This window comes from Ruegeria atlantica, from assembly GCF_013032455.1.
Classification (GTDB): Bacteria; Pseudomonadota; Alphaproteobacteria; order Rhodobacterales; family Rhodobacteraceae; genus Ruegeria; species Ruegeria atlantica_B.
Genome location: NZ_WQCF01000004.1, coordinates 170629 through 195115 on the forward strand (window position 1 = coordinate 170629; position 24487 = coordinate 195115).

Annotated in this window: 22 protein-coding genes; 15 read left to right on the forward strand and 7 right to left on the reverse strand. The window is 57.0% G+C overall.

Annotated elements, in window-relative coordinates; all coding sequences use genetic code 11:
* Nucleotides 1-17: 17 nt before the first annotated feature.
* The 6 genes from GOW93_RS09635 to GOW93_RS09660 all read left to right on the forward strand — a co-directional run bounded on the left by GOW93_RS09635 (nt 18) and on the right by GOW93_RS09660 (nt 7217).
* Nucleotides 18-1271 (forward strand): ABC transporter substrate-binding protein, encoded by a 1254-nt coding sequence (locus GOW93_RS09635; RefSeq protein WP_170383516.1) that lies wholly within the window; start codon nt 18-20, stop codon nt 1269-1271.
* A gap of 68 nt (nt 1272-1339) precedes the next feature.
* Entirely contained in the window at nt 1340-2254 is a 915-nt protein-coding gene (locus GOW93_RS09640; RefSeq protein ID WP_170383518.1) for a carbohydrate ABC transporter permease, read from the forward strand.
* Between the two features lie 10 nt (nt 2255-2264).
* Nucleotides 2265-3104, forward strand: a complete 840-nt coding sequence (locus GOW93_RS09645; protein WP_170383520.1) for a carbohydrate ABC transporter permease — start codon at nt 2265-2267, stop codon at nt 3102-3104.
* Nucleotides 3101-4135: a Gfo/Idh/MocA family protein gene (locus GOW93_RS09650; protein WP_170383522.1), complete on the forward strand. Its 1035-nt coding sequence runs from the start codon at nt 3101-3103 to the stop codon at nt 4133-4135. The genes GOW93_RS09645 and GOW93_RS09650 overlap by 4 nt, the downstream gene beginning before the upstream one ends.
* Nucleotides 4132-5127, forward strand: a complete 996-nt coding sequence (locus tag GOW93_RS09655; protein ID WP_170383524.1) for an ABC transporter ATP-binding protein — start codon at nt 4132-4134, stop codon at nt 5125-5127. Before GOW93_RS09650 ends, GOW93_RS09655 begins: the two co-directional genes overlap by 4 nt.
* A 200-nt stretch (nt 5128-5327) precedes the next feature.
* Entirely contained in the window at nt 5328-7217 is a 1890-nt protein-coding gene (locus GOW93_RS09660; protein ID WP_170383526.1) for a PhoX family protein, read from the forward strand.
* Nucleotides 7218-7263: 46 nt separating this feature from the next.
* On the opposite strand, the gene GOW93_RS09665 is transcribed toward GOW93_RS09660, so the two are convergent.
* Nucleotides 7264-7827 carry a tetratricopeptide repeat protein gene (locus GOW93_RS09665; protein ID WP_170383528.1) on the reverse strand — a complete coding sequence of 188 codons (564 nt, stop codon included), beginning with the start codon at nt 7825-7827 and terminating at the stop codon, nt 7264-7266.
* 30 nt (nt 7828-7857) lie between these two features.
* Nucleotides 7858-8346, reverse strand: coding sequence for an Lrp/AsnC family transcriptional regulator (locus tag GOW93_RS09670; RefSeq protein WP_170383529.1), 489 nt, complete (start codon nt 8344-8346; stop codon nt 7858-7860).
* A gap of 102 nt (nt 8347-8448) precedes the next feature.
* Between GOW93_RS09670 and putA the strand changes: the two genes are divergently transcribed.
* On the forward strand, nt 8449-11850 hold the full coding sequence (gene putA / locus GOW93_RS09675) for a bifunctional proline dehydrogenase/L-glutamate gamma-semialdehyde dehydrogenase PutA (RefSeq protein WP_170383531.1): 3402 nt from the start codon (nt 8449-8451) through the stop codon (nt 11848-11850).
* Between the two features lie 42 nt (nt 11851-11892).
* A complete protein-coding gene (locus tag GOW93_RS09680; protein ID WP_170383533.1) occupies nt 11893-12636 on the forward strand; it encodes a rhomboid family intramembrane serine protease in 744 nt (247 codons plus the stop codon).
* Between the two features lie 342 nt (nt 12637-12978).
* On the opposite strand, the gene GOW93_RS09685 is transcribed toward GOW93_RS09680, so the two are convergent.
* On the reverse strand, nt 12979-13764 hold the full coding sequence (locus tag GOW93_RS09685) for an inositol monophosphatase family protein (protein WP_170383535.1): 786 nt from the start codon (nt 13762-13764) through the stop codon (nt 12979-12981).
* 96 nt (nt 13765-13860) lie between these two features.
* Nucleotides 13861-14766 (reverse strand): LysR family transcriptional regulator, encoded by a 906-nt coding sequence (locus GOW93_RS09690; protein ID WP_170383805.1) that lies wholly within the window; start codon nt 14764-14766, stop codon nt 13861-13863.
* 94 nt (nt 14767-14860) lie between these two features.
* Here GOW93_RS09690 and metF point away from each other — a divergent pair, with 94 nt between their 5' ends.
* Nucleotides 14861-15727, forward strand: a complete 867-nt coding sequence (metF, locus tag GOW93_RS09695; protein ID WP_170383537.1) for a methylenetetrahydrofolate reductase [NAD(P)H] — start codon at nt 14861-14863, stop codon at nt 15725-15727.
* Nucleotides 15728-15940: 213 nt separating this feature from the next.
* The gene (locus GOW93_RS09700; RefSeq protein ID WP_170383539.1) at nt 15941-16594 is read left to right on the forward strand and encodes a DnaJ domain-containing protein; all 654 of its coding nucleotides are present in this window, start codon (nt 15941-15943) and stop codon (nt 16592-16594) included.
* A gap of 48 nt (nt 16595-16642) precedes the next feature.
* On the opposite strand, the gene GOW93_RS09705 is transcribed toward GOW93_RS09700, so the two are convergent.
* The gene (locus GOW93_RS09705) at nt 16643-17161 is read right to left on the reverse strand and encodes a YHS domain-containing (seleno)protein (protein ID WP_170383541.1); all 519 of its coding nucleotides are present in this window, start codon (nt 17159-17161) and stop codon (nt 16643-16645) included.
* Nucleotides 17162-17392: 231 nt separating this feature from the next.
* On the opposite strand from GOW93_RS09705, the gene yghU reads away from it, so the two are divergent.
* Complete coding sequence (yghU, locus tag GOW93_RS09710; protein ID WP_170383542.1) at nt 17393-18271, forward strand: glutathione-dependent disulfide-bond oxidoreductase; 879 nt, start codon at nt 17393-17395, stop codon at nt 18269-18271.
* A 40-nt stretch (nt 18272-18311) separates the two neighbouring features.
* On the opposite strand, the gene GOW93_RS09715 is transcribed toward yghU, so the two are convergent.
* Both GOW93_RS09715 and GOW93_RS09720 read right to left on the reverse strand, forming a co-directional pair.
* A complete protein-coding gene (locus GOW93_RS09715; protein ID WP_170383544.1) occupies nt 18312-19100 on the reverse strand; it encodes an SseB family protein in 789 nt (262 codons plus the stop codon).
* Nucleotides 19093-19680, reverse strand: coding sequence for a uracil-DNA glycosylase family protein (locus GOW93_RS09720; RefSeq protein WP_170383546.1), 588 nt, complete (start codon nt 19678-19680; stop codon nt 19093-19095). Before GOW93_RS09720 ends, GOW93_RS09715 begins: the two co-directional genes overlap by 8 nt.
* A gap of 231 nt (nt 19681-19911) precedes the next feature.
* Here GOW93_RS09720 and GOW93_RS09725 point away from each other — a divergent pair, with 231 nt between their 5' ends.
* Genes GOW93_RS09725 through GOW93_RS09740 form a run of 4 tightly spaced genes read left to right on the forward strand, consistent with a single transcriptional unit; the run spans nt 19912 to nt 24474 of the window.
* Nucleotides 19912-20571 carry an ABC transporter ATP-binding protein gene (locus GOW93_RS09725; protein WP_170383548.1) on the forward strand — a complete coding sequence of 220 codons (660 nt, stop codon included), beginning with the start codon at nt 19912-19914 and terminating at the stop codon, nt 20569-20571.
* Complete coding sequence (locus GOW93_RS09730; protein WP_170383550.1) at nt 20549-22123, forward strand: capsule biosynthesis protein; 1575 nt, start codon at nt 20549-20551, stop codon at nt 22121-22123. Before GOW93_RS09725 ends, GOW93_RS09730 begins: the two co-directional genes overlap by 23 nt.
* Nucleotides 22124-22128: 5 nt before the next feature.
* On the forward strand, nt 22129-22962 hold the full coding sequence (gene kdsA, locus GOW93_RS09735; protein ID WP_170383551.1) for a 3-deoxy-8-phosphooctulonate synthase: 834 nt from the start codon (nt 22129-22131) through the stop codon (nt 22960-22962).
* A gap of 15 nt (nt 22963-22977) precedes the next feature.
* Nucleotides 22978-24474, forward strand: coding sequence for a phosphomannomutase/phosphoglucomutase (locus GOW93_RS09740; protein WP_170383553.1), 1497 nt, complete (start codon nt 22978-22980; stop codon nt 24472-24474).
* The last annotated feature ends 13 nt before the right edge of the window (nt 24475-24487 follow it).

The window sequence follows — 24487 nt, forward strand, 5'->3', positions numbered from 1 at the left end:
TAAACCGGGAGAAAGACATGAAAAACAAAAGCCTGAAACTGGCCTTACTTGGCTCTACACTAATGGCCACGACCGCCTATGCCGAGGACGTGACCCTGACCATCGAAAGCTGGCGCAATGACGATCTGACCCTTTGGCAGGACCAAATCATTCCAGCGTTTGAGGCAAAGCATCCGGGCATCAAGTTAGTATTCTCCCCTTTTGCCCCAACAGAATACGACGCCGCCTTGAACGCGAAACTTGAAGCCGGGTCCGCAGGTGACATCCTAACCTGCCGCCCGTTTGATCAATCACTGGGTCTCTATAACGCCGGACATCTGGCGGACCTGTCTGGATTGGATGCAATGGCCAACTTTTCCGACGTTGCCAAATCTGCCTGGCAGACGGACGATGGGTCGGCCACATTCTGCGTTCCGATGGCTTCGGTAATCCACGGTTTCATCTACAACAAGGAAGCTTTCGCGGAACTGGGCATCGAGGTTCCGACTACCGAAGACGAATTCTTTGCAGCGCTCGACAAGATCAGGGAGGACGGCACCTATATCCCGATGGCAATGGGTACCAACGACCAGTGGGAAGCTGCGACGATGGGCTACAACAACATCGGTCCAAACTACTGGAAGGGTGAAGAAGGGCGTCTTGCACTGATTGGTGGCACACAGAAATTGACCGATCCGCAGTGGGTCGAGCCCTATGTGACATTGGCTAGGTGGAAAGACTATCTCGGAGACGGTTTCGAGGCGCAAACCTACCCCGATAGTCAGAATCTGTTCACGCTCGGTCGTGCCGCCATCTACCCAGCCGGCAGTTGGGAAATTTCAGGTTTCAACACTCAGGCCGATTTTGAGATGGGTGCGTTCAAACCGCCGGTTCGCGCAGCGAATGACACCTGCTATATCTCGGACCACACCGATATCGGGATCGGCATGAACGCCGCCACGGAAAACCGCGAAGCGGCCGAGACATTCCTGGCGTGGGTTGCCAGCCCGGAATTCGCAGAGATTTTCGGCAATGCCCTGCCCGGCTTCTTCCCTCTGTCGAATGCGCCGGTCGAACTGCAGGACCCTCTAGCCAAGGAATTTGTCGGTTGGCGGGATGAATGTGAGTCCACCATCCGTTCGACCTATCAAATACTGTCGCGCGGCGAGCCTAACCTTGAGCTAGAAACATGGAACGCATCGGCCAATGTCGTTCGGGGCGCGGAAAGCGCTGCTGACGCAGGTCATCGTCTGCAGGAAGGGCTTTCCAACTGGTACGCGCCACACCAGTGAGCTAACACCTACCTGGGCGGCGGTGGTGATCGCCCGGGTAATCCCGACACCTTATTGAAAGCTGTCCCATGAACCGCCCCCGCTTCCGCTGGCATATCGTCGTGTTTCTTGCACCAGCCGTACTTGTCTACACGGCGGTGATGATCTTTCCTCTGTTCAACACACTGCGTCTGGCGCTGTTTACAGAGATCGACCAGACCCGCGTATTTGTCGGTTTGCAGAACTTTGAGACACTGTTTTTCGATCCGATCTGGTCCGAGCAGTTCTGGAATGCGTTGGGCAATAACTTCTGGTTCTTCCTGATCCACATGCTGGTGCAGAACCCCATCGGGATCGCGCTAGCAGCGCTGCTGAGCCATCCACGACTGCGGTTTGCAGCGCTGTACCGCTCGGCGATTTTCATCCCCACGATCCTCAGCTTCGTGATCGTCGGCTTTGCATGGAAGCTGATCCTGTCCCCGATCTGGGGCATCGCTCCGTCAATGCTGGACGCCATCGGTCTAAAATCCCTGTTCGCACCCTGGCTGGGGAAAGAAGAATACGCCCTGACCACGTTGGCGCTGATCTCTGTCTGGCAGTTCGTTGGCATCCCTATGATGCTGATCTATGCCGCCCTTCTGACCATCCCTGAAGAAATCCTTGAGGCCGGAGAGATCGACGGCATCACAGGCGCATCGGCTTTCTGGAAAATCAAGCTGCCGTTGATCCTGCCGTCGATCGGCATCATCTCGATCCTGACCTTCGTGGGCAATTTCAACGCCTTTGACCTAATCTATGCGGCACAGGGCGCGCTGGCGGGGCCGGATTTCTCTACCGATATCTTAGGCACCTTCATGTACCGCACCTTCTTTGGCTTCCAGCTGCAACTGGGCGACCCGCATATGGGATCGGCCATCGCCGGGGCCATGTTCGCGATCATCCTTGTTGGTGTCTGTATCTACCTATTCGGCATCCAAACCCGGATGCGCCGGTATCAACTGTGAGGGTCCAGAGATGAACAAAGCACGTCAAAACCCTTTCAACACCGCAGCGATGCATGGCGCATTGATCCTGTATACTCTGATCGCCCTTTTCCCGGTCTTTGTGATCCTGATTAACAGCTTCAAAACCCGCCGGACGATCTTTCGCGAACCACTCGCCCTGCCCAGCGCGGACAGCTTTTCAATGATTGGCTATGAAACGGTAATGAAGCAGGGGGATTTTTTCCTCTACTTTCAAAACTCGATGATCGTGACCGTGGCATCATTATTTTTCATTCTGCTGTTCGGTGCCATGGCGGCCTATGCGCTGTCGGAATACCAGTTCAAGGGCAACCTGCTGATGGGTCTGTATCTGGCGTTGGGGATCATGATCCCGATTCGCATCGGCACCGTGGCGATCCTTGAAATGATGGTGGCAACCGGGCTGGTGAATACACTATGGGCGCTGATCCTGGTCTACACGGCGCAAGGCTTGCCCTTGGCGGTGTTCATCCTGTCCGAGTTCATGCGACAGGTCAGTGACGATCTTAAAAACGCAGGGCGCATCGACGGGTTGTCGGAGTACACGATCTTCTTCCGGCTGGTGCTGCCTTTGGTCCGGCCCGCGATGGCGACCGTGGCCGTGTTTAACATGATCCCGATCTGGAACGACCTGTGGTTCCCGCTGATCCTTGCCCCAGCCGAAGAAACCAAAACGCTCACACTAGGCAGCCAAGTCTTCATCGGCCAGTTCGTCACAGACTGGAACGCAGTCCTGTCAGCCCTGTCGATGGCGATCCTGCCGGTGCTGGTGCTCTACGTTATCTTCTCACGCCAACTGATCCGCGGCATCACATCCGGAGCTGTCAAATGACCCGTGTTCTGATTGCAGGCCTTGGCAATATGGGGCTGAGCCATGCGCTGGCCCATCACCATCACCCAGACGTTCAGATCGTCGGGCTTGTGAACCGATCTGGCCAAGTGGATTACCCTGACCTTGCGGGCTATCCAACCTATTCGGATTTCAATACGGCTCTGGCCGAGTCGAAACCCGATCTGGTCGTGGTTGCCACCTATTCCGACAGCCACGCCGACTATGCCCGCGCAGCGATGGAGGCTGGCGCGCATGTGTTCGTGGAAAAGCCCCTGGCGACCAATGTTGCTGACGCGCGGCGTGTTGTTGAGACTGCGACTCGGCTAAACCGCAAACTGGTCGTTGGCTACATCCTGCGCCACCACCCGTCATGGATGCGACTGATCGCCGAGGCGCGAAGTCTGGGCGGGCCATATGTGTTTCGTTTGAACCTGAACCAGCAATCATCGGGTGCGGAATGGGAAACGCACAAGGCTCTGATGAAGACAACTTCGCCCATCGTCGATTGCGGCGTGCATTATGTGGACGTGATGTGCCAGATCACCGACGCGCAGCCGGTCCGCGTACACGGCATGGGCCTGCGCCTGTCCGATGAGATCGCCGAGGACATGTATAACTACGGTCAGTTTCAGGTGATCTTTGACGATGGTTCGGTCGGTTGGTACGAGGCCGGATGGGGCCCGATGATGTCCGAGACGGCGTTCTTCGTGAAAGATATCGTCTCGCCCAACGGTTCGGTTTCGATTACCGACGGCAACAAGGGGGCATCAGCCGATATCGACGGCCACACCAAGGTTGGCGGCTTACTGGTCCACACGCCAAACGGAGATCGCACTATCGAGATGCCCGATGAGCCCGGTCATCAGGAGCTCTGCGATGCCGAACAAGCCTATATGCTGCGCGCCATCGCGGAAGAAATCGACCTGACGCGTCACATGAATGACGCCGTCCAATCCCTTGCCATTTGTCTGGCCGCCGATGAAAGCATCCGCACCGGCCACCCCGTTTCGCTAAAGGAGCCCACATCATGACCGCTCTGACCCTGACCAATGTGAACAAATCCTTTGGCAACGTGCATGTCCTGAAAGACATCACGCTGGAGGTGGAAGAAGGCGAATTTGTCGTCTTCGTCGGCCCTTCGGGCTGCGGTAAATCCACCCTGTTGCGCGTGATCGCGGGGCTCGAGGATGCGTCCTCGGGCGAGATCAATATCGGTGGTCAACAGGTCAATCTGGTGCCGCCCTCCAAACGCGGGATCGCGATGGTGTTCCAAAGCTATGCGCTCTATCCCCATCTGAAAGTGCGCGGAAACATGACGCTGGCGCTTAAGCAAGAGAAACAGCCCAAGGCGGTGATCGAAGAGCGCGTCGCAAAGGCCAGCCGAATGCTGAACCTTGAGGACTATCTGGACCGCTACCCGTCCGAGCTGTCTGGTGGCCAACGCCAGCGCGTCGCCATCGGTCGCGCCATCGTGCGCGAACCGAAACTGTTCCTGTTTGATGAGCCGCTCTCGAACCTCGACGCAGCCCTGCGCATGAACACACGGATTGAGATTGCCAATCTGCACCGGGCATTGGACGCCTCGATGATATACGTGACCCACGACCAGACCGAGGCGATGACGCTGGCCGATAAGATCGTTGTTCTGCGTGATGGGCGGGTGGAACAAATCGGCAGCCCGATGGAGCTGTATAACAACCCCGCCAACCAGTTTGTCGCCGGTTTTCTGGGTTCGCCGTCAATGAACTTCCTGCCCGAAGGAATGCTTAGCGATGGCGGTCAGAACACCATTGGCATTCGCCCCGAAGATCTGTTTCTATCCGATGATGGCCCACTGACCGCGCAGGTCAGCCATGTGGAAAAACTGGGCGGAGACACAAACGTCATCGCCAAAGTCCATGACCACGCAGTCACCGCCCGGCTGTTTGGCCAACACGCGATTTCCGAAGGTCAGGAACTGCGGTTCGCCTATGCCGCAGACAAAGCCTATCGGTTCGACGCAGCCGGTCAGAGATTGCGCTGACGGGCAGACCTGCAGCCAGCTCGAAAACTGAGAAACTCGCGCCTTGGTAGAGTGGGAAATTTAGCGCTTTCCCGCTCAATTTCGTATTTTGAACCTTTACTGCGCGTCATTCCATAAGTTTCATGTGCACGTTACCAAACTGTCACAAAGGATGCCTAAGGGCCGCTCATCAACTCAGACACGACAGCCAGGAGTCATCCATGAAAGACGCTGAACCCGCCACTCTTTCCGCCGACGATTGGGACGAGTTGCATTTCCCCCGCCCCGAAACCAACGACTTTGACCGCGTTGTTGAACGCGCCATCTCGCGCCGTGGGTTCCTTGGCGGCGCTGTGGCCTTTGGTTCGGGCGCTTCAGCAATGGGTGCGGGTCTGATGGGTTCAACCGCGGCGCATGCCGTTACCGCCTCGCGCTTTGCCTTCACGCCGATCGCGGCGCAGACTGACCGCACCGTGCATGTGCCCGAAGGGTATGAGTGGAAGGTGCTTATGCGTTGGGGCGACCCGTTGTTCTCAGCAGCCGACGGATACGACATTACAAACGGCGGCCCGGTCGAAAACTCGGACAAGATCTTTGGTGAAAACACCGATGGAATGGAAACGTTTTCATTCCGAGGTCACGAACTGATTACGATCAACCATGAAAATTCGAACCTCAAAGTCAACCTGCCTGCCGCGCAGGCAGGTGTTCCGGCCAATGCTGACGAGGTTCTGAAAATCCAGAACATACAGGGCGTGACCGTCATGGAGATCAAGGAAAGCGCCGAGGGTTGGTTGGTGGTCAAAGACAGCCCATTCAACCGCCGTATCCACCATAACACCCCGATGAAGATCGTTGGCCCCGCAGCGGGTCATGACCTGCTGAAAACCGATGCTGACCCAACCGGCACCACATCGCTGGGCACAATGAACAATTGTGGTTCAGGCAAAACTCCGTGGGGCACCTACCTCACCTGCGAAGAAAATTTCAACGGCTACTTTGGGTCTTCGGACGAAAACGCCAGCTACAACCAAAAGGTTGCAGACGGCATGAAGCGTTATGGTATCAAGGCCGAAAGCCGGAACCATTACGAGCTGTATGACCCACGCTTTGACACCTCGAAAAATCCCAACGAACCGCACCGCGCAGGCTGGATTGTAGAAATCGACCCCACCGAACCGGACAGCACGCCGATCAAACACACCGGCCTGGGCCGTTTCAAACACGAAAACGCCGAAGTGACTCTGGCCGCTGATGGCCGCGTGGTCGTCTACATGGGCGACGATGAGCGCGGCGAGTACCTTTACAAGTTCGTTTCCAACGCAGCCTACACACCGGGCATCGACACCGTGAGGCTGTTAAATGACGGTACGCTCCACGTGGCCAAATTCAACGACGACGCAACCGGTGAGTGGCTGCCCCTGACGCCGGAAACCACCGGCATGGATGCGGCGGAAATCCTGATCTTCACCCGAATGGCCGCCACGGCCGCGGGCGGCACGACTATGGACCGTCCCGAATGGGTCGCGTCGAGCCCGGTCGCGGTTGAGGCCTATTGTTGTCTCACCAATAATAAAAACCGTGGCGTCAAAGCGAATGCTGGTGGCGACGACACGTCAGTCAACGGGCCCAACCCGCGTGAAGCCAACAAGTATGGTCAAATCGTGCGCTGGCGCCCAACGGATGACGACCACGCTGCTGAAACCTTCGATTGGGATCTATACGTCATGGCTGGAAACCCAATCGTACATTCGGACGCCCGCGCCGGTTCGGCAAATGTGAACGAGGGCAACCTGTTTAACTCGCCCGACGGTATGGCCATCGACTCGACCGGACTAGTCTGGATTCAGACAGACGGAAATGACGACAACGAGGATGACTTCGCCGGCAACGGAAATAACCAGATGCTGGTTGGTGATCCGATCACCGGTGAAATCGCACGGTTCATGACTGGCCCGAACGGCTGCGAAGTCACTGGACTGGCGTGGTCCACAGACCGGCGCACCATGTTTGTCGGCATCCAGCACCCGGGCGGTAACTGGCCCGATGGCGACACACCTCGTTCCTCGGTGATCACGATCAAGCGTGTAGATAACGGTCTGATTGGATAAACCTATCAGAAACGCCCCTGATCCTTGCGGTTTCGGAGGCGTTTTTTCAGATGTCCTGACCCGCCGGCTCCAAAGGCCCTCCCGGGGCCAGTAGATGTCGCTCTGACAGCCACGGGTTCAGTTCCAAAGCCGCGTTCAGTGTTTCCCGCGCTTCTTCAATCCTATTCAAACCCAGCAAGGTCAACGCGCGCCCGCTGATGGCAGCGACATGGTTCGGAGACAGCTCGATGGCCTTGTCCAGATCGGGCAACGCCGCCTCGAAATCTTGCCGCAGATAATTCGCGAAGGCGCGTTGGTTGTACCCTTCGGCATAGAAAGGGCAATAGGCGACCAGGCTGTCGAAATCCTCGATCGCACCCAACAGGTCCGCAGCTCTGAGGCGCGTCATTCCCCGATCCAGCACTTCCTGCGCGCTTTCATCAGGCGCGTCAGCCCAATACTCCCACAATCGGCTCGACAGAACGCGGGCAGCCTGTTCAGACTCGGCCTGCTGGATTTGGGATATGACGTCAAGGACATCGGCACTGTGGTCAGGTGCGGCGGGGCATTCACCGCCGTTCGCTGCCGTTGACGCAACGAGCAGGATGAAAGCAAAAGCGATTTGTTTCATGCGCCAATGGTGACGTCGATATTCCGTTCGTCAACCCATCCCGTCGATGGCCCCGGATACCCCTGTCTCTTTCACGGCCTGCATCGCAACGAAGGTCGACGTATTGGCAACATGCGGCAGAGATGAGATTTTCTCGGCCAAAACTGCCCGATATTCCGACATTGAGCCGGTGCGGATTTTCAGCAGGTAGTCAAAATTCGATGCGATCATATGCGCCTGCTCGATCTCGGCCACTTTACGCACCGCTGCATTGAACTCGGCCAAAGCCTTCTCGCGCGTGTCGGTCAGGCGCACTTCGACAAAGGCCACATGGTCCAACCCAAGGCGGATAGGGTCCAGCAGAGCGCGATACCCGGTAATGATCCCCTCGGCCTCAAGCCTTTTCACACGCGCCTGTGTTGGGGATTTCGACAACCCGATACGCCGCGCAAGATCGGCAACCGAAATGCGCCCATCTTCAGCCAGAATCGCCAGGATTGATCGGTCAAACCGATCCAGATCAAGCCGGTTCACTTGCATCGAAAAACCCCTGAAATTCAGATCACTGAACTTCGAATACCGCAACTTAAGGCGATTGTCCTGATAAATCGGCACTATATTACTCAAAAGCCCGGAGGAAACATGACACACAGCCTGCGCACCCATATTGATGGTCAGACTTATGCCGATCAAACTGAAGTTCTGGATCAGCTAATCGCACAAGCCGATCTGTCCGACACGGACCGCTCTGCGATCTGCGCCGCGGCGGCACAGTTGGTGCGCGACATTCGATCCAGCACCTCGCCCGGTATGATGGAGGTTTTCCTCGCCGAATATGGTCTGTCGACCGACGAAGGCGTCGCGCTGATGTGTCTTGCCGAAGCGCTGTTGCGTGTTCCTGACGCCGAAACGATCGACGCACTGATCGAAGACAAGATCGCACCGTCTGACTGGGGCAAACACCTTGGGCAGTCCTCGTCCTCTCTGGTAAATGCATCGACTTGGGCGCTGATGCTCACGGGTAAAGTTCTGGACGAAGGCAAGACCTCTCCGGTCAGCGCTTTGCGCGGTGCAATCAAACGGCTGGGTGAGCCCGTAATCCGCACCGCCGTGGGCCGCGCGATGAAAGAAATGGGCCGTCAGTTCGTTCTGGGTGAAACGATCCAATCCGCCATGGATCGCGCCGCCGGGATGGAGGCCAAGGGCTACACCTATTCCTACGATATGCTGGGCGAAGCCGCGCGGACCGAGGCAGACGCAGCGCGGTACCACCTTTCCTATTCCCGGGCGATTGCCGCCATTGCCGACGCCTGCAAGCATGATGATATCCGCGCCAATCCGGGGATATCGGTAAAGCTGTCAGCCCTGCATCCCCGATATGAGCTGGCGCAGGAACATCGCGTGATGGACGAACTTGTTCCCCGCCTGCGCGCGCTGTGCCTTCTGGCCAAAGCCGCCGGGATGGGGCTTAACGTAGATGCCGAAGAAGCCGACCGTCTTTCCTTGTCCTTGCAGGTGATCGAAGAGGTGATGGCCGAGCCTGCTCTGACCGGGTGGGATGGCTTCGGGATAGTCGTCCAAGCTTATGGCCCACGCGCGGGAGCAGTGCTGGATACGCTTTATAGGATGGCCGAACGTCATGACCGCAAGCTGATGGTCCGGCTGGTAAAAGGCGCCTATTGGGATACCGAAATCAAGCGCGCGCAGGTTGAAGGCGTTGATGGCTTCCCGGTGTTTACCCGCAAAGAAGCGACCGATATCTCCTATGTCGCCAATGCGCGCAAACTGCTGAACATGACCGATCGGATCTATCCGCAGTTCGCCACCCACAATGCCCATACAGTCAGCGCGATCCTGCACATGGCGGACACGCAACCCTTTGAGTTTCAACGCCTTCACGGCATGGGTGAAACACTGCACCAGATTGTAAAGGACCAAAGCTACTCGCGCTGCCGAATCTATGCACCAGTCGGCGCGCACCGGGACCTTCTGGCCTATCTGGTCCGACGTCTGCTGGAAAACGGCGCGAACTCGTCTTTCGTGAACCAGATCGTGGATGAGAACGTGCCGCCGGCAGAAGTTGCCTCGGACCCGTTCAACGCCATCCAAGCACCCAAGCCGCACCTGCCTACTGGTCCTGAGTTGTTTCAACCGGAACGGCCCAACTCTAAAGGGTTCGACCTGCAGCACACGCCGACGCTTGACCGGATCGACGCTGCCCGTGACGCATTTCGGGCGCATCATTGGTATGCGCAGCCGCTCTTGTCCGAGGACGCACAACCGGAAGCGGACCAGCCCGTCATCAACCCGGCGAAACCGCAGGACCACCCCGGCGCGGTCGCTCCGGCCAGCGCGCGCGATGTTGAACTGGCCCTTGCCTCGACATCGCCTTGGCAAGCCCCAGCCGCAGAGCGCACACAAGTTCTGAACAAAGCCGCCGATCTGTACGAAACTCATTATGGTGAGCTATTCGCCCTTCTGGCCCGTGAAGCGGGGAAATCCGTACCAGACGCCGTGGCCGAACTACGCGAGGCGGTAGACTTTCTGCGTTACTACGCGGCTAACATCCCTGGCGCTGAACCAGCGGGCACTTTCACCTGTATCAGCCCATGGAATTTCCCGCTGGCGATCTTCACTGGCCAGATTTCGGCCGCATTGGCCACTGGTAATGCCGTTCTGGCCAAACCCGCGCCGCAAACTCCGCTGATCGCGCATCGCGCTGTGCAATTGCTGCACGAGGCCGGCGTTCCACGCGACGTGCTGCAACTGTTGCCGGGCGGCCCAACCGTCGGAGCCGCGTTGACCTCGGACCCGCGTGTGTCGGGGGTGGCCTTCACCGGCTCGACCGCCACCGCGCTGAAGATTCGCGCGGCAATGGCGGACAACCTGCGGCCGGGTACGCCTCTGATCGCGGAGACCGGCGGGCTGAATGCAATGATCGTGGACAGCACTGCTCTGCCCGAACAGGCCGTGCAATCCATCATCGAAAGCGCGTTTCAGTCTGCGGGGCAACGATGCTCAGCCCTGCGCTGCCTCTATGTGCAAGAGGATATTGCCGATGACCTGCTGACCATGCTGATGGGCGCGATGCAGGCGTTGCAGGTAGATGACCCGTGGCTGCTGTCAACTGATTGCGGCCCGGTGATTGATCAGGATGCACAGCAAGGTATCGCGGATCACATCGCAAAGGCGCGCACCGAGGGAAGGGTACTAAAAGAGCTAGCAACCCCACCCGAGGGCATCTTCATTGCCCCAACCTTGATCGAAATATCCGGCATTGCTGCTCTCGAACGCGAAATCTTTGGTCCGGTTCTGCATGTCGCCCGGTTCAAAGCCTCGCAGATTGATCAGATCATCGCCGATATCAACGCCACCGGGTACGGGCTGACCTTTGGCCTGCACACCCGCATTGACGACCGCGTGCAACACATTACCGAGGCCGTTCACGCGGGCAATATCTATGTCAACCGCAACCAGATTGGCGCCATCGTGGGCTCTCAGCCCTTTGGCGGCGAAGGTCTGTCCGGCACTGGCCCCAAGGCTGGTGGACCAAACTACATGGCCCGCTTCTGCGTCCCGGATCGTCAGATCAGCACAAACGCTTGGGAAGGCAATATGGGTGACCTGCCCGCACCGCAGGGCCAACCTGCCGCCATCCGCACGCAATCCCTGCCCGGCCCGACTGGCGAATCCAACCGTCTAAGCGAGTTTTCCCGCCCGCCGCTGCTGTGTATGGGACCGGGGGCTGACACAGCCAAGGCGCAGGCCGAAGCCGTCGAGGCTCTGGGCGGCACCGCTATCCGGGCGACCGGTATGATCGACCTGCACCGGCTGGAAAACGTTGCCGACATATCGGGTGTCATGTGGTGGGGAGACGATGACACCGCGCGCGAGATTGAACGCCATCTGGCCCGCCGTGATGGCCCGATCCTGCCGCTGATCCCCGGCCACCCCGACCGGGCACGCGTACTGGGTGAGCGTCACGTGTGCGTCGATACCACAGCCGCAGGTGGCAATGCTGCCTTGTTGGGAGGTGCGGCGTAAGCGGACCTTGACGCTGGGCTGGGAAAAGCCCAGCGTCGCCGCATGTTTCCGATCCGAGACCACAACCCATCCGGGCGCACCCCCTTTGTCGTCTATATGCTGATGGCGGCCAATATTCTGATTTTCCTCAGCTATGTGGGGATCATGAGCAACGACAGGCTTATCAGCCAGTTGTATTTCGACTACGCAATCATTCCGGCCCGGATCGCCGACGGTTTCGCGTTCGAAACCCTCGTAACCTCGATGTTTCTGCACGGTGGCTGGATGCATCTGGCGGGGAATATGCTGTTCCTGTGGATCTTCGGAGACAACCTTGAAGATGAGATGGGCCACCTGCCCTTTCTGCTATTCTATCTGCTCGCCGGTATCGGGGCGGGCCTGATCCACGTCGTTACCGCGCCAGATTCTGTGGTACCGACCATCGGTGCATCTGGCGCAATCGCCGGAGTAATGGGCGGTTATCTATTGCTGTTCCCGAAGGCACGCGTGGATGTCTTGCTGATCCTGATCATCTATTTCCGGGTTTTCACCATCCCCGCTTTTGTCATGTTGGGCATCTGGCTGGGCATGCAATTTATGGGCAGTCTTGCCAGCAACCCCGACGAAGGCGGCGTGGCCTATTGGGCCCATACGGGCGGATTCTTTGTTGGCCTGATCCTTTGTGTGCCGTTGTGGCTCCTGCGTGGTGGGTCGGCATATTGGAGCCGTACACACGGTCACCCGCCCCACCCCGAACATAAATACAAGCTTTCGCAATCCCGAATCCCTCGGATTCCACGAAAGTAGGCTACCCTATGGGTTTTCAGGTATACGACCACCGTTAAACCGGGTGATCTCTAGCGCTGCGTTCAGAACCAGCGCCCCCAGTTCAAATACCGGCCCGAATGAAAGCGAACTGACAAGCGAGAATCGGAAACCCCGGCGCACAGGCAGATATCAACATTACCATCACCTCAGCGATTGAGCCGCTGGTGACAAAAGGTTGGATCAAACCAGGCACATTTGGTCTGCATGGGTACGAACACGAAGGGCAAACAAGAAGTGTACGCCACATCGATGGCCCACGCGGGTAAAACGAAAAAGCGCGCCCCGATTTGGGCGCGCTTACTCAAGGAATATAGCGGATGATCAATCGCGGATCACCTTGGCAAACTGGTCGAAGATCGGCTCATTGGAACAAACAACCTCACCATCTTCCAGTACGTTGCCTTCGGGGTTCAGCGGCTGAACGAAACCACCGGCCTCTTTCACGATGATGATCCCAGCGGCCAGATCCCAGGCGTTCAAACGGCGTTCCCAGAACCCTTCGTAACGACCTGCGGCCACATAAGCCATGTCCAGTGCTGCAGCGCCCCAGCGGCGTACCCCGGCGCAGACAGGCATTAGACGAGCCAGATCCTGCAGCGTTGCGGGCAGGTCGGAACGCCCACCAAAGGGCAATCCGGTCGAAAAGATCGATTCGATCATGCGATGACGGCCAGATACGCGGATACGCGTGTCATTCATCCACGCACCTTCGCCCTTTTCGGCAAAGAACATCTCATCTTTGGCGGCGTCATAAATCACACCGGCGACGATCTTGCCCTTGTGTTCCAAAGCAATCGAAACGGCCCAGTGTGGTAGCCCGTGCAGAAAATTGGTTGTGCCATCCAGCGGGTCAACGATCCAGCGGCGGGTCGGGTCTTCGCCGTCAACAGCGCCCCCCTCTTCGGCCAGCCAACCATAGGTCGGACGCGCGCCCAGCAGTTCCTCTTTCAGGATGGCCTCGGCGGCAATATCGGCCTTGGAGACAAAGTCACCCGCGCCTTTCATCGACACCTGAAGGTTCTCGACTTCACGAAAATCCTTGACCAAAGAACGCCCCGCCTTGCGCGCGGCCTTGATCATGATGTTGAGGTTTGCACTGCCAACCATTGTCCAAAGGCTCCTGTCCGGTCAAACCGCGCGTATACTGATGCAATGCGCCCTTGCCAAGAGGAATGATGCGCATAGCAGACCCGCGAATTACGCCTATTGTGACTGCAGTTTCCGCGCCTCGGTCCCGGCCAGTTCGATCAATTCTTTCACAAAGGGTTTTTCAAGGTCTTCGGTTCGCACTGCCGCAAAAAGACTGCGGGTGATCCCCTCCTTGGTCAGCGGGCGGGTGACATAGTCAGAATTGTACTTCACCTCTCGCACAACCCAGTCCGGCAACACAGATACGCCCCGGTTCGACGCCACCAGCAGCAGGATTACCGCTGTAAGTTCAACCTGTCGAATTGCGGCGGGTTCTACCCGCGCCGGGATCAGCAACTGGCTGAACACATCCAGCCGGGTGCGTTCTACCGGGTAAGTAATCAACGTCTGGCCCCGAAAATCTTCGGCCTCGATGAAATCTTTCTTTGCCAGAGGGTGCGATGAAGCCGCGACAAAAACAGCGTTGTAGTCGAACAGCTCGATAAACTCGACGCCGGGCAAGTCTTCGGGGTCAGAGGAAACGACCAAATCCACCTCTTCCTTCTGCAATGCAGGCAAGGCGTCAAAGGCCAGACCCGGACGGATATCAACATCCACATCTCCCCAGGATTTTCGGAAGGATTCCAGCACCGGAAACAGCCACTCGAAACAGGCGTGGCATTCGATGGCGATATGCATCCGCCCCGTGCGCCCTTCGCGCAGGGAGGAGAATTCCTGTTGGGTCGCCTCGACTTGTGGCAAAATCTGTTCGGCCAGCCGAAGCAGGCGCAGCCCCGCTGCTGACAGCTTCATCGGCTTAGACCGGCGCAGAAAAAGTTCAACCCCGGCCTGATCCTCCAGTCCTTTGATCTGATGGCTCAGCGCAGATTGGGTGATGTTCAACTGATCCGCTGCGCGGGCCAGCCCGCCACATTCATGGATGGCCTTGATCGTACGCAGGTGCCGGAATTCGATGTGCATTGCAGTGTGACTCATGTTGTTCTTGAGTAATATGAGTTTGTCTCACAATGCGGAAACTGGCACAAGGGCCGCAGATTGGACCTGTGAGGCTGACATGACAAAACCTGAAATCTCATTCGAGTTTTTCCCGCCGCAAACGCTCGAGGCCTCATTCCGCCTGTGGGATACGGTGCAGACGCTCGCCCCACTGGAGCCACGTTTTGTTTCAGTCACCTACGGTGCGGGTGGCACAACGCGGGAACTGACCCGCGATGCGGTGTCGACCCTGCACAAATCGTCGGGTTTGCCTGTGGCGGCGCACCTGACCTGCGTGGACGCCTCACGCCAGGAGACTTTGGAAATTGCTGACACGTTTGCACGTGCCGGTGTCCAAGACATTGTTGCCCTGCGCGGCGACCCCCCAAAGGGGCAAGAGAAGTTCGTGCCTCACCCCGAGGGATTCGCCAACTCTATTGAGCTGATCGAAGCTTTGACTGAGACCGAAATGTTCAGCATCCGCGTCGGTGCCTACCCTGACAAGCACCCCGAGGCGCAGGATCTCGCAGCAGATGTCGACTGGCTGAAGGCTAAGTTGGATGCTGGCGCAGACGAAGCCCTGACTCAGTTCTTCTTTGAAGCCGACACGTATTTCCGGTTCCGTGACGCCTGCGAAAAGGCCGGGATCGACAAGCCAATCGTTCCGGGCATTCTGCCGATCGAGAACTGGAAGGGCGCGCGTAACTTCGCCCGTCGCTGTGGCACTCACATTCCGGCGTGGGTCGAGAATGCCTTTGAAAAGGCGATTCGCGATGATCGTGAGGATCTGCTCGCAACCGCGCTTTGCACTGAGCTGTGCTCGGACCTGATCGACGGCGGCGTGGACAAATTGCACTTTTACACACTGAACCGGCCTGAACTGACGCGGGATGTGTGTTTTGCTCTGGGCATTACACCAAAAGCGTCCCTGCAGAACGTCGCCTGATCTGTCATACATCATGATTCATTTTTGCCCGGACCCTGCTCAGGCTCCGGGCTTTTCTTTGATGACCACAGAGCAAACGCAAGAAAGCTTTCAACAATACCTCACCCACCTCGCTATTGTTCATCAGCAATCGGCAAATTTCACCAAAGTTTGACAAACTCAGGCGGCCTTACAAACTGACGTTGTAGTGTTTGTTTACGAGTTAATTTGGGTATGGAGCCTGTTGAGAAAATCAATGCGCGCGCTGACGCGTTTTGGGCTTTGGGGTTGAACCAAAATGCCGGGCCGGACGAAATTCGCGAGGCCTGGCGCCATACCGCATTTCATGCACATCCTGACCACACGAACGGCGATTGCGCCAATTTTGCACGCGCCAAAGAGGCGTATGATTTTCTTCGCCGTGAAGGATTGACGGTGAAAGGGAAAGCAAGCGGCCACCCGCGGCGGCCAAAACTGCGCAAACGTGTGATTGAACTGGAAAGCGCAGATATCGATGCCTGCCGCGAGCTTCTGATTACAGCGCTGGTACATGACGCGGAAAACAGTGATACGCAATCTGAGACGCACAGCACATCAGACGCGGACCATATTCCCGAAGCCGTCGGCTTCTATGGTCGTAACCTGACCTATTTTGTCTCTACCCCCGTACAAGAAGGGGCCAACCGGGTGGCGCTTCCGACCTCATTTCTGGCGTCGGCTCGACAAATGGAAACCGAAGTACTGAATTTCCGCTCCAATGGAACTGGCGGTGGCGAGGTCGTGGTGCCGGAAAACATTACAGCGCGTAAATTCCCCGGAGCCAAAAGTGTCCGTATCAAATTTGAGGCGGACCAGCAGATGCGGGATGATTTCTGGCTGGTAGGTTAAAAAAACCCGGCCTGGTGATGGCCGGGTTTGTTATTGGTGAGTGGTGGTTTAGTTTGAAACCGGGCCTTCCGAAGTGAATTTCGGAATAACGCTGGTCGATGCGTCATCACCTTCGATCCCCGGCCAGTTGCCCTCGGCCAGATTGATGTTGCCAGGGATATCTTCTTCAAAAAATCCGACAACAACATCAGTGATGTTCAGGTACAGCTTATCATCGACAATCCGCCATAGGTTAGGATTTGCTGGAACCTTGCCGCCCCGCGATACACCATAGGCGCAGTGGCCGTCATAGGCCGGTGCGTAATAGGCCGGGTTCGCAAGGAACTTGTCGCGGTTCTCTTCACTCGAAAACGCCCAAGTGGCGCCGTTATAGTCTGCGGTAATGCTGGAATTGCCGCGTACAGCTTCAGGCTGATCTTGGCCAACCGGTGCCTGATCCAGGCTGCGGTAAGCAACTACGTCATAACCCGAGACTGCATACCCAGTGCCGTCTACATACTGATCACCAGCAAATGCTGGCACAGCAAGGGTCAGTGCAGTCGCAATTGTCAGGGCAAATCGTTTCATGTGGTTAATCCTTTTGTCCTTGGTTTTGGCGCTTGCTGAGAGGATAGGTATTTTCGCCCCAATGGGCAGTCCACCTCGCGCCGCTGTGACCGCGAATGCAGAAACGTGAGAGGTTCGGTCCCGATTGTTACAAAACTGCCCCGACATCCGGGGGTTGGACTCGGGGCATTGCAACATTACCTGTTGAAGCGGACGGTCAATTCACTCGAACTTTGCTGAGAAAGATAACAGATGAGCGAGCTACCCTCATACACGCCCCCAACGGTCTGGACTTGGGACAGCGAAAGCGGCGGACGTTTTGCCAATATCAACCGCCCCATTGCTGGAGCAACCCACGACGAGGATCTGCCGGTTGGGAAGCACCCATTGCAGCTTTATTCTCTTGCCACGCCTAATGGCGTCAAAGTCACCGTGATGTTGGAAGAGCTGCTGGCCTTGGGTCACGACGAGGCCGAATACAATGCGTGGCTGATCGACATTGGTGAGGGCGATCAGTTCAGCTCGGGCTTTGTCGAAGCCAACCCGAACTCGAAAATCCCGGCACTGTGGGATCGTTCGGGGGATGAGCCTGTGCGCGTGTTCGAAAGCGCGTCGATCCTGTTTCATCTGGCCGAAAAGTTCGACGCTTTCCTACCAAAATCGGGGCCTGAACGGACCGAGGTTATGAACTGGGTGTTCTGGCAGATGGGCAGCGCGCCGTATCTGGGCGGCGGGTTTGGCCATTTCTACGCCTATGCCCCTGAAAAGTGGGAATATCCGATCAACCGCTTCACCATGGAAACCAAACGGCAATTGGACGTTCTGGATCGGCAACTGGAAGGTAAGACCTTTATCACGGGTGATGATTATACCATCGCCGACATGGCAATCTGGCCCTGGTACGGTCAACTGGTTCTAGGCCGCCTCTACAGCGCAGCCGAGTTCCTGGACGCGGGCTCCTATAAAAACGTAGTGCGTTGGGCCAAGGAAATTGATGAACGTCCCGCCGTTCAGCGTGGCCGCATGGTCAACCGTTCGTTCGGCGAACCGCACACACAGCTGCACGAACGCCACGATGCAATCGACTTTGAAACCCGCACACAGGACAAGCTGGAACAAGCCGCGGAATAAATTCGAGCGGCCCCGCGACTCAGAGGGTCGCTGGGCTGGCTTACTTTAGGATCGGAGGTTTGTCCGGATCACTGCCCGGCGTGACCCTCTCGACACTGTGCTTCGCTGGCTGAGGCAGATCGAATTTCAGGCCAACCCGCGCCAGTACGGCCGTCGCAGGATCATGCGGGCCGAAGAACCCCACATCCATCGCTCCGGCTTCGATACCGGAAAAGGTCAACGCCTCAGACGCGGCTTTGGCCAAAGCTGATTGAGCGCCATCAACTGCACCGACGAAACCCAGCATGTGGCCCGAGCCGCCCTCGTCCGTCTTGGTTCCGACCAGAAAGGCAGCTTCGGCCAGGCCAACCGCTGTGGCGAGTTTCGCATCCAGCGCTTTCAACAGTTCATCTGGCAGGCCAACAGGCGGTAGGAACTCGGCCAGGCGTTGCTGCACTTCTTCCGGGGCGTGCTCCAACGTAGTAGCGAGCCATGCCAGTGCATCGGACGGGATAAGCATCGACGACGGTGCAACCTCAAGGTTCAGGCCCAGCCCGATGCCTTGCCCAGCCAGCATTGCGGATAGCACCCGCCCCGACAATGCAACATAAGGCACTGGACGTTCTGCAAAACGGGACAGCCGGTCCTCGCGATCAAAGGCCAGGACAAAGCGACCATCGGCCACATCGAACAACTCGGGCGTTATGTTTTCACCCTGTGCCTCTTCCGCCAACAACAGGAACAGCTCGCTATCGGCGAGGCGTTCAAAGAACCGCAGGCGCGCCACGTCATCCTGTGGGTTGGCCTCCATTTCAGCCTGTGCGGCATCAATAGCCGTAGTTTCAGACATCCAGAACCTCTTGCACCCGCGCACGCAGAACCGGCAGCAGTTCCGCTTCGAACCACGGGTTTTTCTTCAGCCATGCCGTATTCCGCCAGGATGGATGAGGCAAGGGGAAGACGCGCGGCGCATGGTCTCGCCAATTGCTAACGGTTTCAGTAACGGCAGTGCGCAGGCCAAGGTGGTATTTGTGCGCGTGCCCCCCGACCAGCACGGTCAGAGGCACCTCGCCCAAATTCTCCATTACCCGGCCATGCCATGTCTTCCCGCAGATAGGCGGCGGGGGCAGGTCAGCCTTGCGCTCATTATACCCCGGAAAACAAAAGGCCATTGGGACGATCGCAACGCGGGCACGGTCGTAGAACACGGTCTCGTCAATTCCCAACCATTCACGCAGGCGGTCGCCTGACGGGTCCGTGAATGGACGACCTGATGCATGAACTCGCGCTCCGGGCGCCTGTCCAGCAATCAGCAATCGCGCGCCGGGCCGGAACCAGACCACAGGGCGGGGCTCATGCGCAGTATGCGTCGCGCGAAATTTGTCCGCGCAAATACGACAGGACTCTATCTCTTTCTGCAGCGAATTCATTGGATCGCAATGCTTCCTGTATCAAATTGGTTGACGGTCAGAATGAAAGATAGTCAACGCGCAGCCCGGGTCCAACCAGCGCAAAAGTCACAAAACCGAATGAGGACTTGGACGCGCATTGAACATTTGTTTCATAATTCGACATAATGTAGCCAACGTGGACCAATAAATTAGCCGCTTGCACCCAACCAAAGCGGTATACCAAACATACGCCAGAGCAGCAGGCCGGGAATGCTTGAGTTTGAAAATGTCAGTAAGTCCTTTTGGACCGGGACGCGCCGCAAGGTGATCCTGGACCGGGTCTCGTTCCGGATTGAACTGGGCCGGTCCATCGGCATTCTCGCACCAAACGGAACTGGCAAGACGACCCTCATCAACATGATGGCCGGTCTGGAAAAGCCGGATGAAGGCGTAATTCGGAAAGACTGCCGGATCTCATTCCCGATGGGATTTTCCGGCGGCGTGGTCAAGAAGCTGTCGGCCCTGGAAAACGCACGCTACATCGCCAAGATCTATGGGATGGATCCCGATTATGTCGAAGCCTACTGCAGTTGGCTGTGCGGTCTTGGCGAATATTTCAATCAGCCACTGGGGACTTACTCATCCGGTATGCGGGCGCGATTCACATTTGCCCTTATGCTGGCGCTGGACTTTGACATGTACCTGATTGACGAGGGCATGCCCGCAACAACCGATGTCGAGTTCAACAGAAAAGCGGGCGATATACTGAGGGAACGGTTGCGCACAACGACACTGGTGATCGTATCTCACAGCCCTGAAGTTCTGGAAAAATTTGCACAGCAGGCCGCTGTTTTAGTGGATGGTCAGCTGTATATGTTCGACACCTTGGAAGAGGCAAAACAGTTATATGACTACCAAGCCCAAGGCTAAGAAATACCGCTGGCGCCGTAATCGTCAGGAATCGGGATCTGCGGATGCCCGTGCGGATGCAATGTCACGCATCAGAAACGCGATGCAGCCGTCCGACGCGGCAAATGACCCACAACCAGCCACCGACATCGACGCAATCAAGCGTGAGGGGCTGACTGGGCGGCAACTGCGTATTGCGCGCCGTCTGGCGCAGAAAAACGGTCTTGCTGCGACATCGGATTACGACGCCGTGCGCCTGTTGCGTCAAAAAGGGATCGACCCGTTCGCACGGGCAAATCTGCTGGACTTGGCGACAGAAAAGAAAGGCGCGGCAGATCAGGCAAAAGACAAGATCACCATCCAGCTGCCGCAGACGATCAAGCAACCAACTCATGATCTACCCGGTCCCGAGTTGAGCCCGGCAGAACGCCGCAATCTGGAAATTGGTGAAATTCAAAGGGACATTGCCCGGCGGCGCAAACGCAAGTTGTTTGCCCTTTTTGCGCGCTTGGCAGCATTTGTTCTGCTGCCCACTTTGATTGTGGGCGTGTACTTCTATCGGATTGCAACCCCGATGTACGCAAGCGATTCCGCCTTTTCGATTCTGCAGGCAGATGGCGGTGGGGCTTCGTTCCGCGGCTTCCTTGCGGGCACGCAATACGCCACCGCACAGGATTCGGTTGCCACTCAGGAATTCATGGAATCAAAGGACGCCCTACTCCGGCTAGAGCGGGACACGAATTTCTCGGAGATTTTCAAGCAGGAATGGATTGACCCCATTCAGCGCTTGCCACAGGACGCGACACTGGAAGACACCTACAAGCTGTTCAGGCGAATGATTACCATCGGCTATGACCCAAGCGATGGCATTATCCGGATGGAAGTCGCGGCACCTGCGCCTGAGATTTCGGTCGAGCTCTCCAAATTATTGCTGTCCTACGCAGAAGAAACGATCAATGGTCTGACCGAGTTAAAACGCGATGATCAGATGCGTGAGGCAATTTCCGGCTTTGAAATGGCCCAGGAAGAACGCCGGAAAGCGCAGGAGCAGTTGATAGACCTTCAATTGCAGGGGGCAGTGCTGGACCCGGAAAACGTTCTTGCCGGTCTGCGAGGGCGCATCAACGCGATCGAGATCGAGTTGCAGGAGAAAAAGCTGCAACTGGCCGCGCTACTGGACAACTTGCGCCCGAACCAAGCCAAGGTAGATGGAGTCCGCGCAGACATTCAAAGGCTTGAGGTAGTGCTGGCCGGGCTGAACGAGGAAATGCTTGATGCGTCGGCAGGCGAAAACTCGCTGGCGCGCTTGAGCGTGCGAATTCAAATGGCTCAGGCTGACCTCGTTGCCCGGGACATGATGCTGCAGACGGCCATGGAACAAATGGAATCCACCCGGACCGAGGCGAACCGAAAAGTGCGCTATCTGACGGTGTCGGTGAACCCGGTCGCCAGCGAAGAACCCACCTATCCGCGAAAGTTCGAAAATACGATTTTGGCTTTCCTGTTGTTTGCTGGTATTTACCTGATGATCTCGCTTACCGCGTCGGTCCTTCGTGAACAGGTATCCTCGTAAGACACATGAAACATGTAAAAATCTCCGATCTCACGGTCGGCAATGATCTGCCTCTGACGATCATCGCCGGCCCCTGCCAGCTTGAAACCGCCGATCACGCCCAAATGATCGCGGGTAAAATGAAAGAAGCCTGCGATGCAGCAGGGGCGCAGTATGTCTTTAAGGCGTCGTATGACAAAGCGAACCGCACATCTTTGTCGGGCAAGCGTGGCATGGGCATTGATGCCGGGCTGAAGGTTCTGGACGACATCCGAAAGACGATGGGCATACCCGTCCTGACCGATGTGCATTCCGAGGCGCAATGCGCCATCGCCGCCGATGCAGTGGATGTTCTGCAAATCCCGGCCTTCCTGTGCCGCCAAACCGATATGCTGCTGGCTGCTGGCAACACAGGCGCCGTGATCAACGTCAAGAAAGGTCAATTCCTCGCCCCTTGGGAAATGGGTAATATCGTCGACAAGGTCGAAAGCACAGGCAACAAGAACATCCTTTTGACCGAGCGCGGAACCTCGTTTGGCTACAACACATTGGTCGCCGATATGCGGGGACTGCCGCAGATGGCCAAGACCGGATATCCTGTCATCATGGACGCGACGCATTCGGTTCAGCAACCCGGCGGCAAAGGTGGCTCATCCGGAGGCCAGCGCGAATTCGCACCGGTCATGGCGCGCGCCGCGGTTTCGCTTGGCATCGGGGCGGTATTTATCGAAACGCATCAGGATCCGGACGCCGCACCATCTGATGGGCCTAACATGATCCCTCTGGATCAGATGCCGCAACTTGTTGATACTCTGATGCGCTTTGATGCGCTTGCCAAAGCCAACCCGATACAGATTTGATGATTGAGATTTGAAATGACCAAACCCATCCCCGAGGTGAATCCAAATACCTGGAGTTTTCTGCGAGACCCCATGATCAAGCCCACGGGGTTTCGCGAATATGACGCCCGCTGGAAATACCCGGATGAGATCAACCTACCCGGCATGACCGCTTTGGGATTGGGTTTGGGCACACAGATTCGCAAACGTGGGATCGAACCTGTGATTGCGGTCGGAAATGACTATCGCGACTATTCTCTGGCCATCAAAAACGCACTGATCCTAGGGCTGATGCAGGCGGGCATTCAGGTGAAGGATATCGGTCCTGCTCTTAGCCCGATGGCCTACTTTGCCCAATTCCATTTGAATGTTCCGGCAGTGGCCATGGTCACGGCCAGCCACAATCCCAACGGTTGGACCGGTGTTAAGATGGGTTTTGAGCGCCCGCTCACCCACGGCCCGGATGAAATGTCGGAACTGCGCGATATCGTTCTGAACGGCGAAGGCGTGCCTCATGAAGGTGGATCGTATGAGTTCGTCGACGGTGTGAAAGAGGCTTATATCGACGATCTGGTTGGGGATTTCAAAATGTCCCGCCCGCTCAAGGTTGTGTGCGCGACGGGTAACGGCACGGCCTCGGCCTTTGCGCCTGAGATTTTTGAACGGATGGGCGTTGAAGTTGTGCCCAGCCATAACCGGCTGGATTACACCTTCCCCAATTACAACCCCAACCCCGAGGCGCTGGAGATGTTGCACGACATGTCCGACACCGTGAAATCCAGTGGTGCGGATCTGGCGCTTGGGTTTGATGGCGACGGAGATCGTTGCGGTGTTGTTGATGATGAGGGCGAGGAGATTTTCGCAGATAAGGTCGGTGTCATCATGGCCCGTGATCTGGCCAAGCTGTACCCGAACTCGACCTTCGTGGCCGATGTGAAATCGACGGGCCTGTTCGCCAGCGACCCCGAGTTGCAGGCGCATGGCGTCAAAGCCGATTACTGGAAAACCGGCCACAGCTACATGAAACGCAGGGTGAAAGAGATCAATGCTCTGGCCGGGTTTGAGAAGTCGGGCCACTACTTTTTGGCCGAACCGATCGGGCGTGGTTATGACTGCGGAATGCGGGTGGCCGTAGAAATCTGCAAACTAATGGACCGCAATCCGGACAAAAGCATGTCGGACCTGCGCAAAGCGCTGCCAAAAACATGGGCGACGCCGACCATGTCGCCCTATGCCGCCGATACCGAGAAATATGACATCCTCGAGCGTCTGGTGGAAAAGCTGGTTGCTAAGGCCGACGCGGGCGAGGCCTTGGCGGGCCGCGAGATCAAAGATGTTGTTACCGTGAACGGTGCGCGGGTCATTCTGGACAATGGCAGCTGGGGTCTGGTGCGTGCTTCGTCTAACACACCAAACCTTGTTGTGGTCTGCGAAAGTAGCGAGAGCGAAGAAGAAATGCGCGCCATTTTTGCCGACATTGACGCCGTCATCCGGACCGAGCCCGGCGTTGGGGATTACGATCAGACGATTTGATTGGGAGCTGGGG

What these genes read in the sequence shown, in the direction of transcription:
- kdsA (WP_170383551.1), top strand. Translation starts at nt 22,129, where the DNA reads ATGAAACATGTAAAAATCTCCGATCTCACGGTCGGCAATGATCTGCCT.
- GOW93_RS09740 (WP_170383553.1), top strand. Translation starts at nt 22,978, where the DNA reads ATGACCAAACCCATCCCCGAGGTGAATCCAAATACCTGGAGTTTTCTG.
- GOW93_RS09640 (WP_170383518.1), top strand. Translation starts at nt 1,340, where the DNA reads ATGAACCGCCCCCGCTTCCGCTGGCATATCGTCGTGTTTCTTGCACCA.
- GOW93_RS09720 (WP_170383546.1), bottom strand. Translation starts at nt 19,680, where the DNA reads ATGAATTCGCTGCAGAAAGAGATAGAGTCCTGTCGTATTTGCGCGGAC.
- yghU (WP_170383542.1), top strand. Translation starts at nt 17,393, where the DNA reads ATGAGCGAGCTACCCTCATACACGCCCCCAACGGTCTGGACTTGGGAC.
- GOW93_RS09705 (WP_170383541.1), bottom strand. Translation starts at nt 17,161, where the DNA reads ATGAAACGATTTGCCCTGACAATTGCGACTGCACTGACCCTTGCTGTG.
- GOW93_RS09670 (WP_170383529.1), bottom strand. Translation starts at nt 8,346, where the DNA reads ATGCAAGTGAACCGGCTTGATCTGGATCGGTTTGACCGATCAATCCTG.
- GOW93_RS09690 (WP_170383805.1), bottom strand. Translation starts at nt 14,766, where the DNA reads ATGCACATCGAATTCCGGCACCTGCGTACGATCAAGGCCATCCATGAA.
- GOW93_RS09700 (WP_170383539.1), top strand. Translation starts at nt 15,941, where the DNA reads ATGGAGCCTGTTGAGAAAATCAATGCGCGCGCTGACGCGTTTTGGGCT.
- GOW93_RS09650 (WP_170383522.1), top strand. Translation starts at nt 3,101, where the DNA reads ATGACCCGTGTTCTGATTGCAGGCCTTGGCAATATGGGGCTGAGCCAT.
- GOW93_RS09655 (WP_170383524.1), top strand. Translation starts at nt 4,132, where the DNA reads ATGACCGCTCTGACCCTGACCAATGTGAACAAATCCTTTGGCAACGTG.
- GOW93_RS09665 (WP_170383528.1), bottom strand. Translation starts at nt 7,827, where the DNA reads ATGAAACAAATCGCTTTTGCTTTCATCCTGCTCGTTGCGTCAACGGCA.
- metF (WP_170383537.1), top strand. Translation starts at nt 14,861, where the DNA reads ATGACAAAACCTGAAATCTCATTCGAGTTTTTCCCGCCGCAAACGCTC.
- GOW93_RS09715 (WP_170383544.1), bottom strand. Translation starts at nt 19,100, where the DNA reads ATGTCTGAAACTACGGCTATTGATGCCGCACAGGCTGAAATGGAGGCC.
- GOW93_RS09680 (WP_170383533.1), top strand. Translation starts at nt 11,893, where the DNA reads ATGTTTCCGATCCGAGACCACAACCCATCCGGGCGCACCCCCTTTGTC.
- putA (WP_170383531.1), top strand. Translation starts at nt 8,449, where the DNA reads ATGACACACAGCCTGCGCACCCATATTGATGGTCAGACTTATGCCGAT.
- GOW93_RS09645 (WP_170383520.1), top strand. Translation starts at nt 2,265, where the DNA reads ATGAACAAAGCACGTCAAAACCCTTTCAACACCGCAGCGATGCATGGC.
- GOW93_RS09660 (WP_170383526.1), top strand. Translation starts at nt 5,328, where the DNA reads ATGAAAGACGCTGAACCCGCCACTCTTTCCGCCGACGATTGGGACGAG.
- GOW93_RS09685 (WP_170383535.1), bottom strand. Translation starts at nt 13,764, where the DNA reads ATGGTTGGCAGTGCAAACCTCAACATCATGATCAAGGCCGCGCGCAAG.
- GOW93_RS09730 (WP_170383550.1), top strand. Translation starts at nt 20,549, where the DNA reads ATGACTACCAAGCCCAAGGCTAAGAAATACCGCTGGCGCCGTAATCGT.
- GOW93_RS09635 (WP_170383516.1), top strand. Translation starts at nt 18, where the DNA reads ATGAAAAACAAAAGCCTGAAACTGGCCTTACTTGGCTCTACACTAATG.
- GOW93_RS09725 (WP_170383548.1), top strand. Translation starts at nt 19,912, where the DNA reads ATGCTTGAGTTTGAAAATGTCAGTAAGTCCTTTTGGACCGGGACGCGC.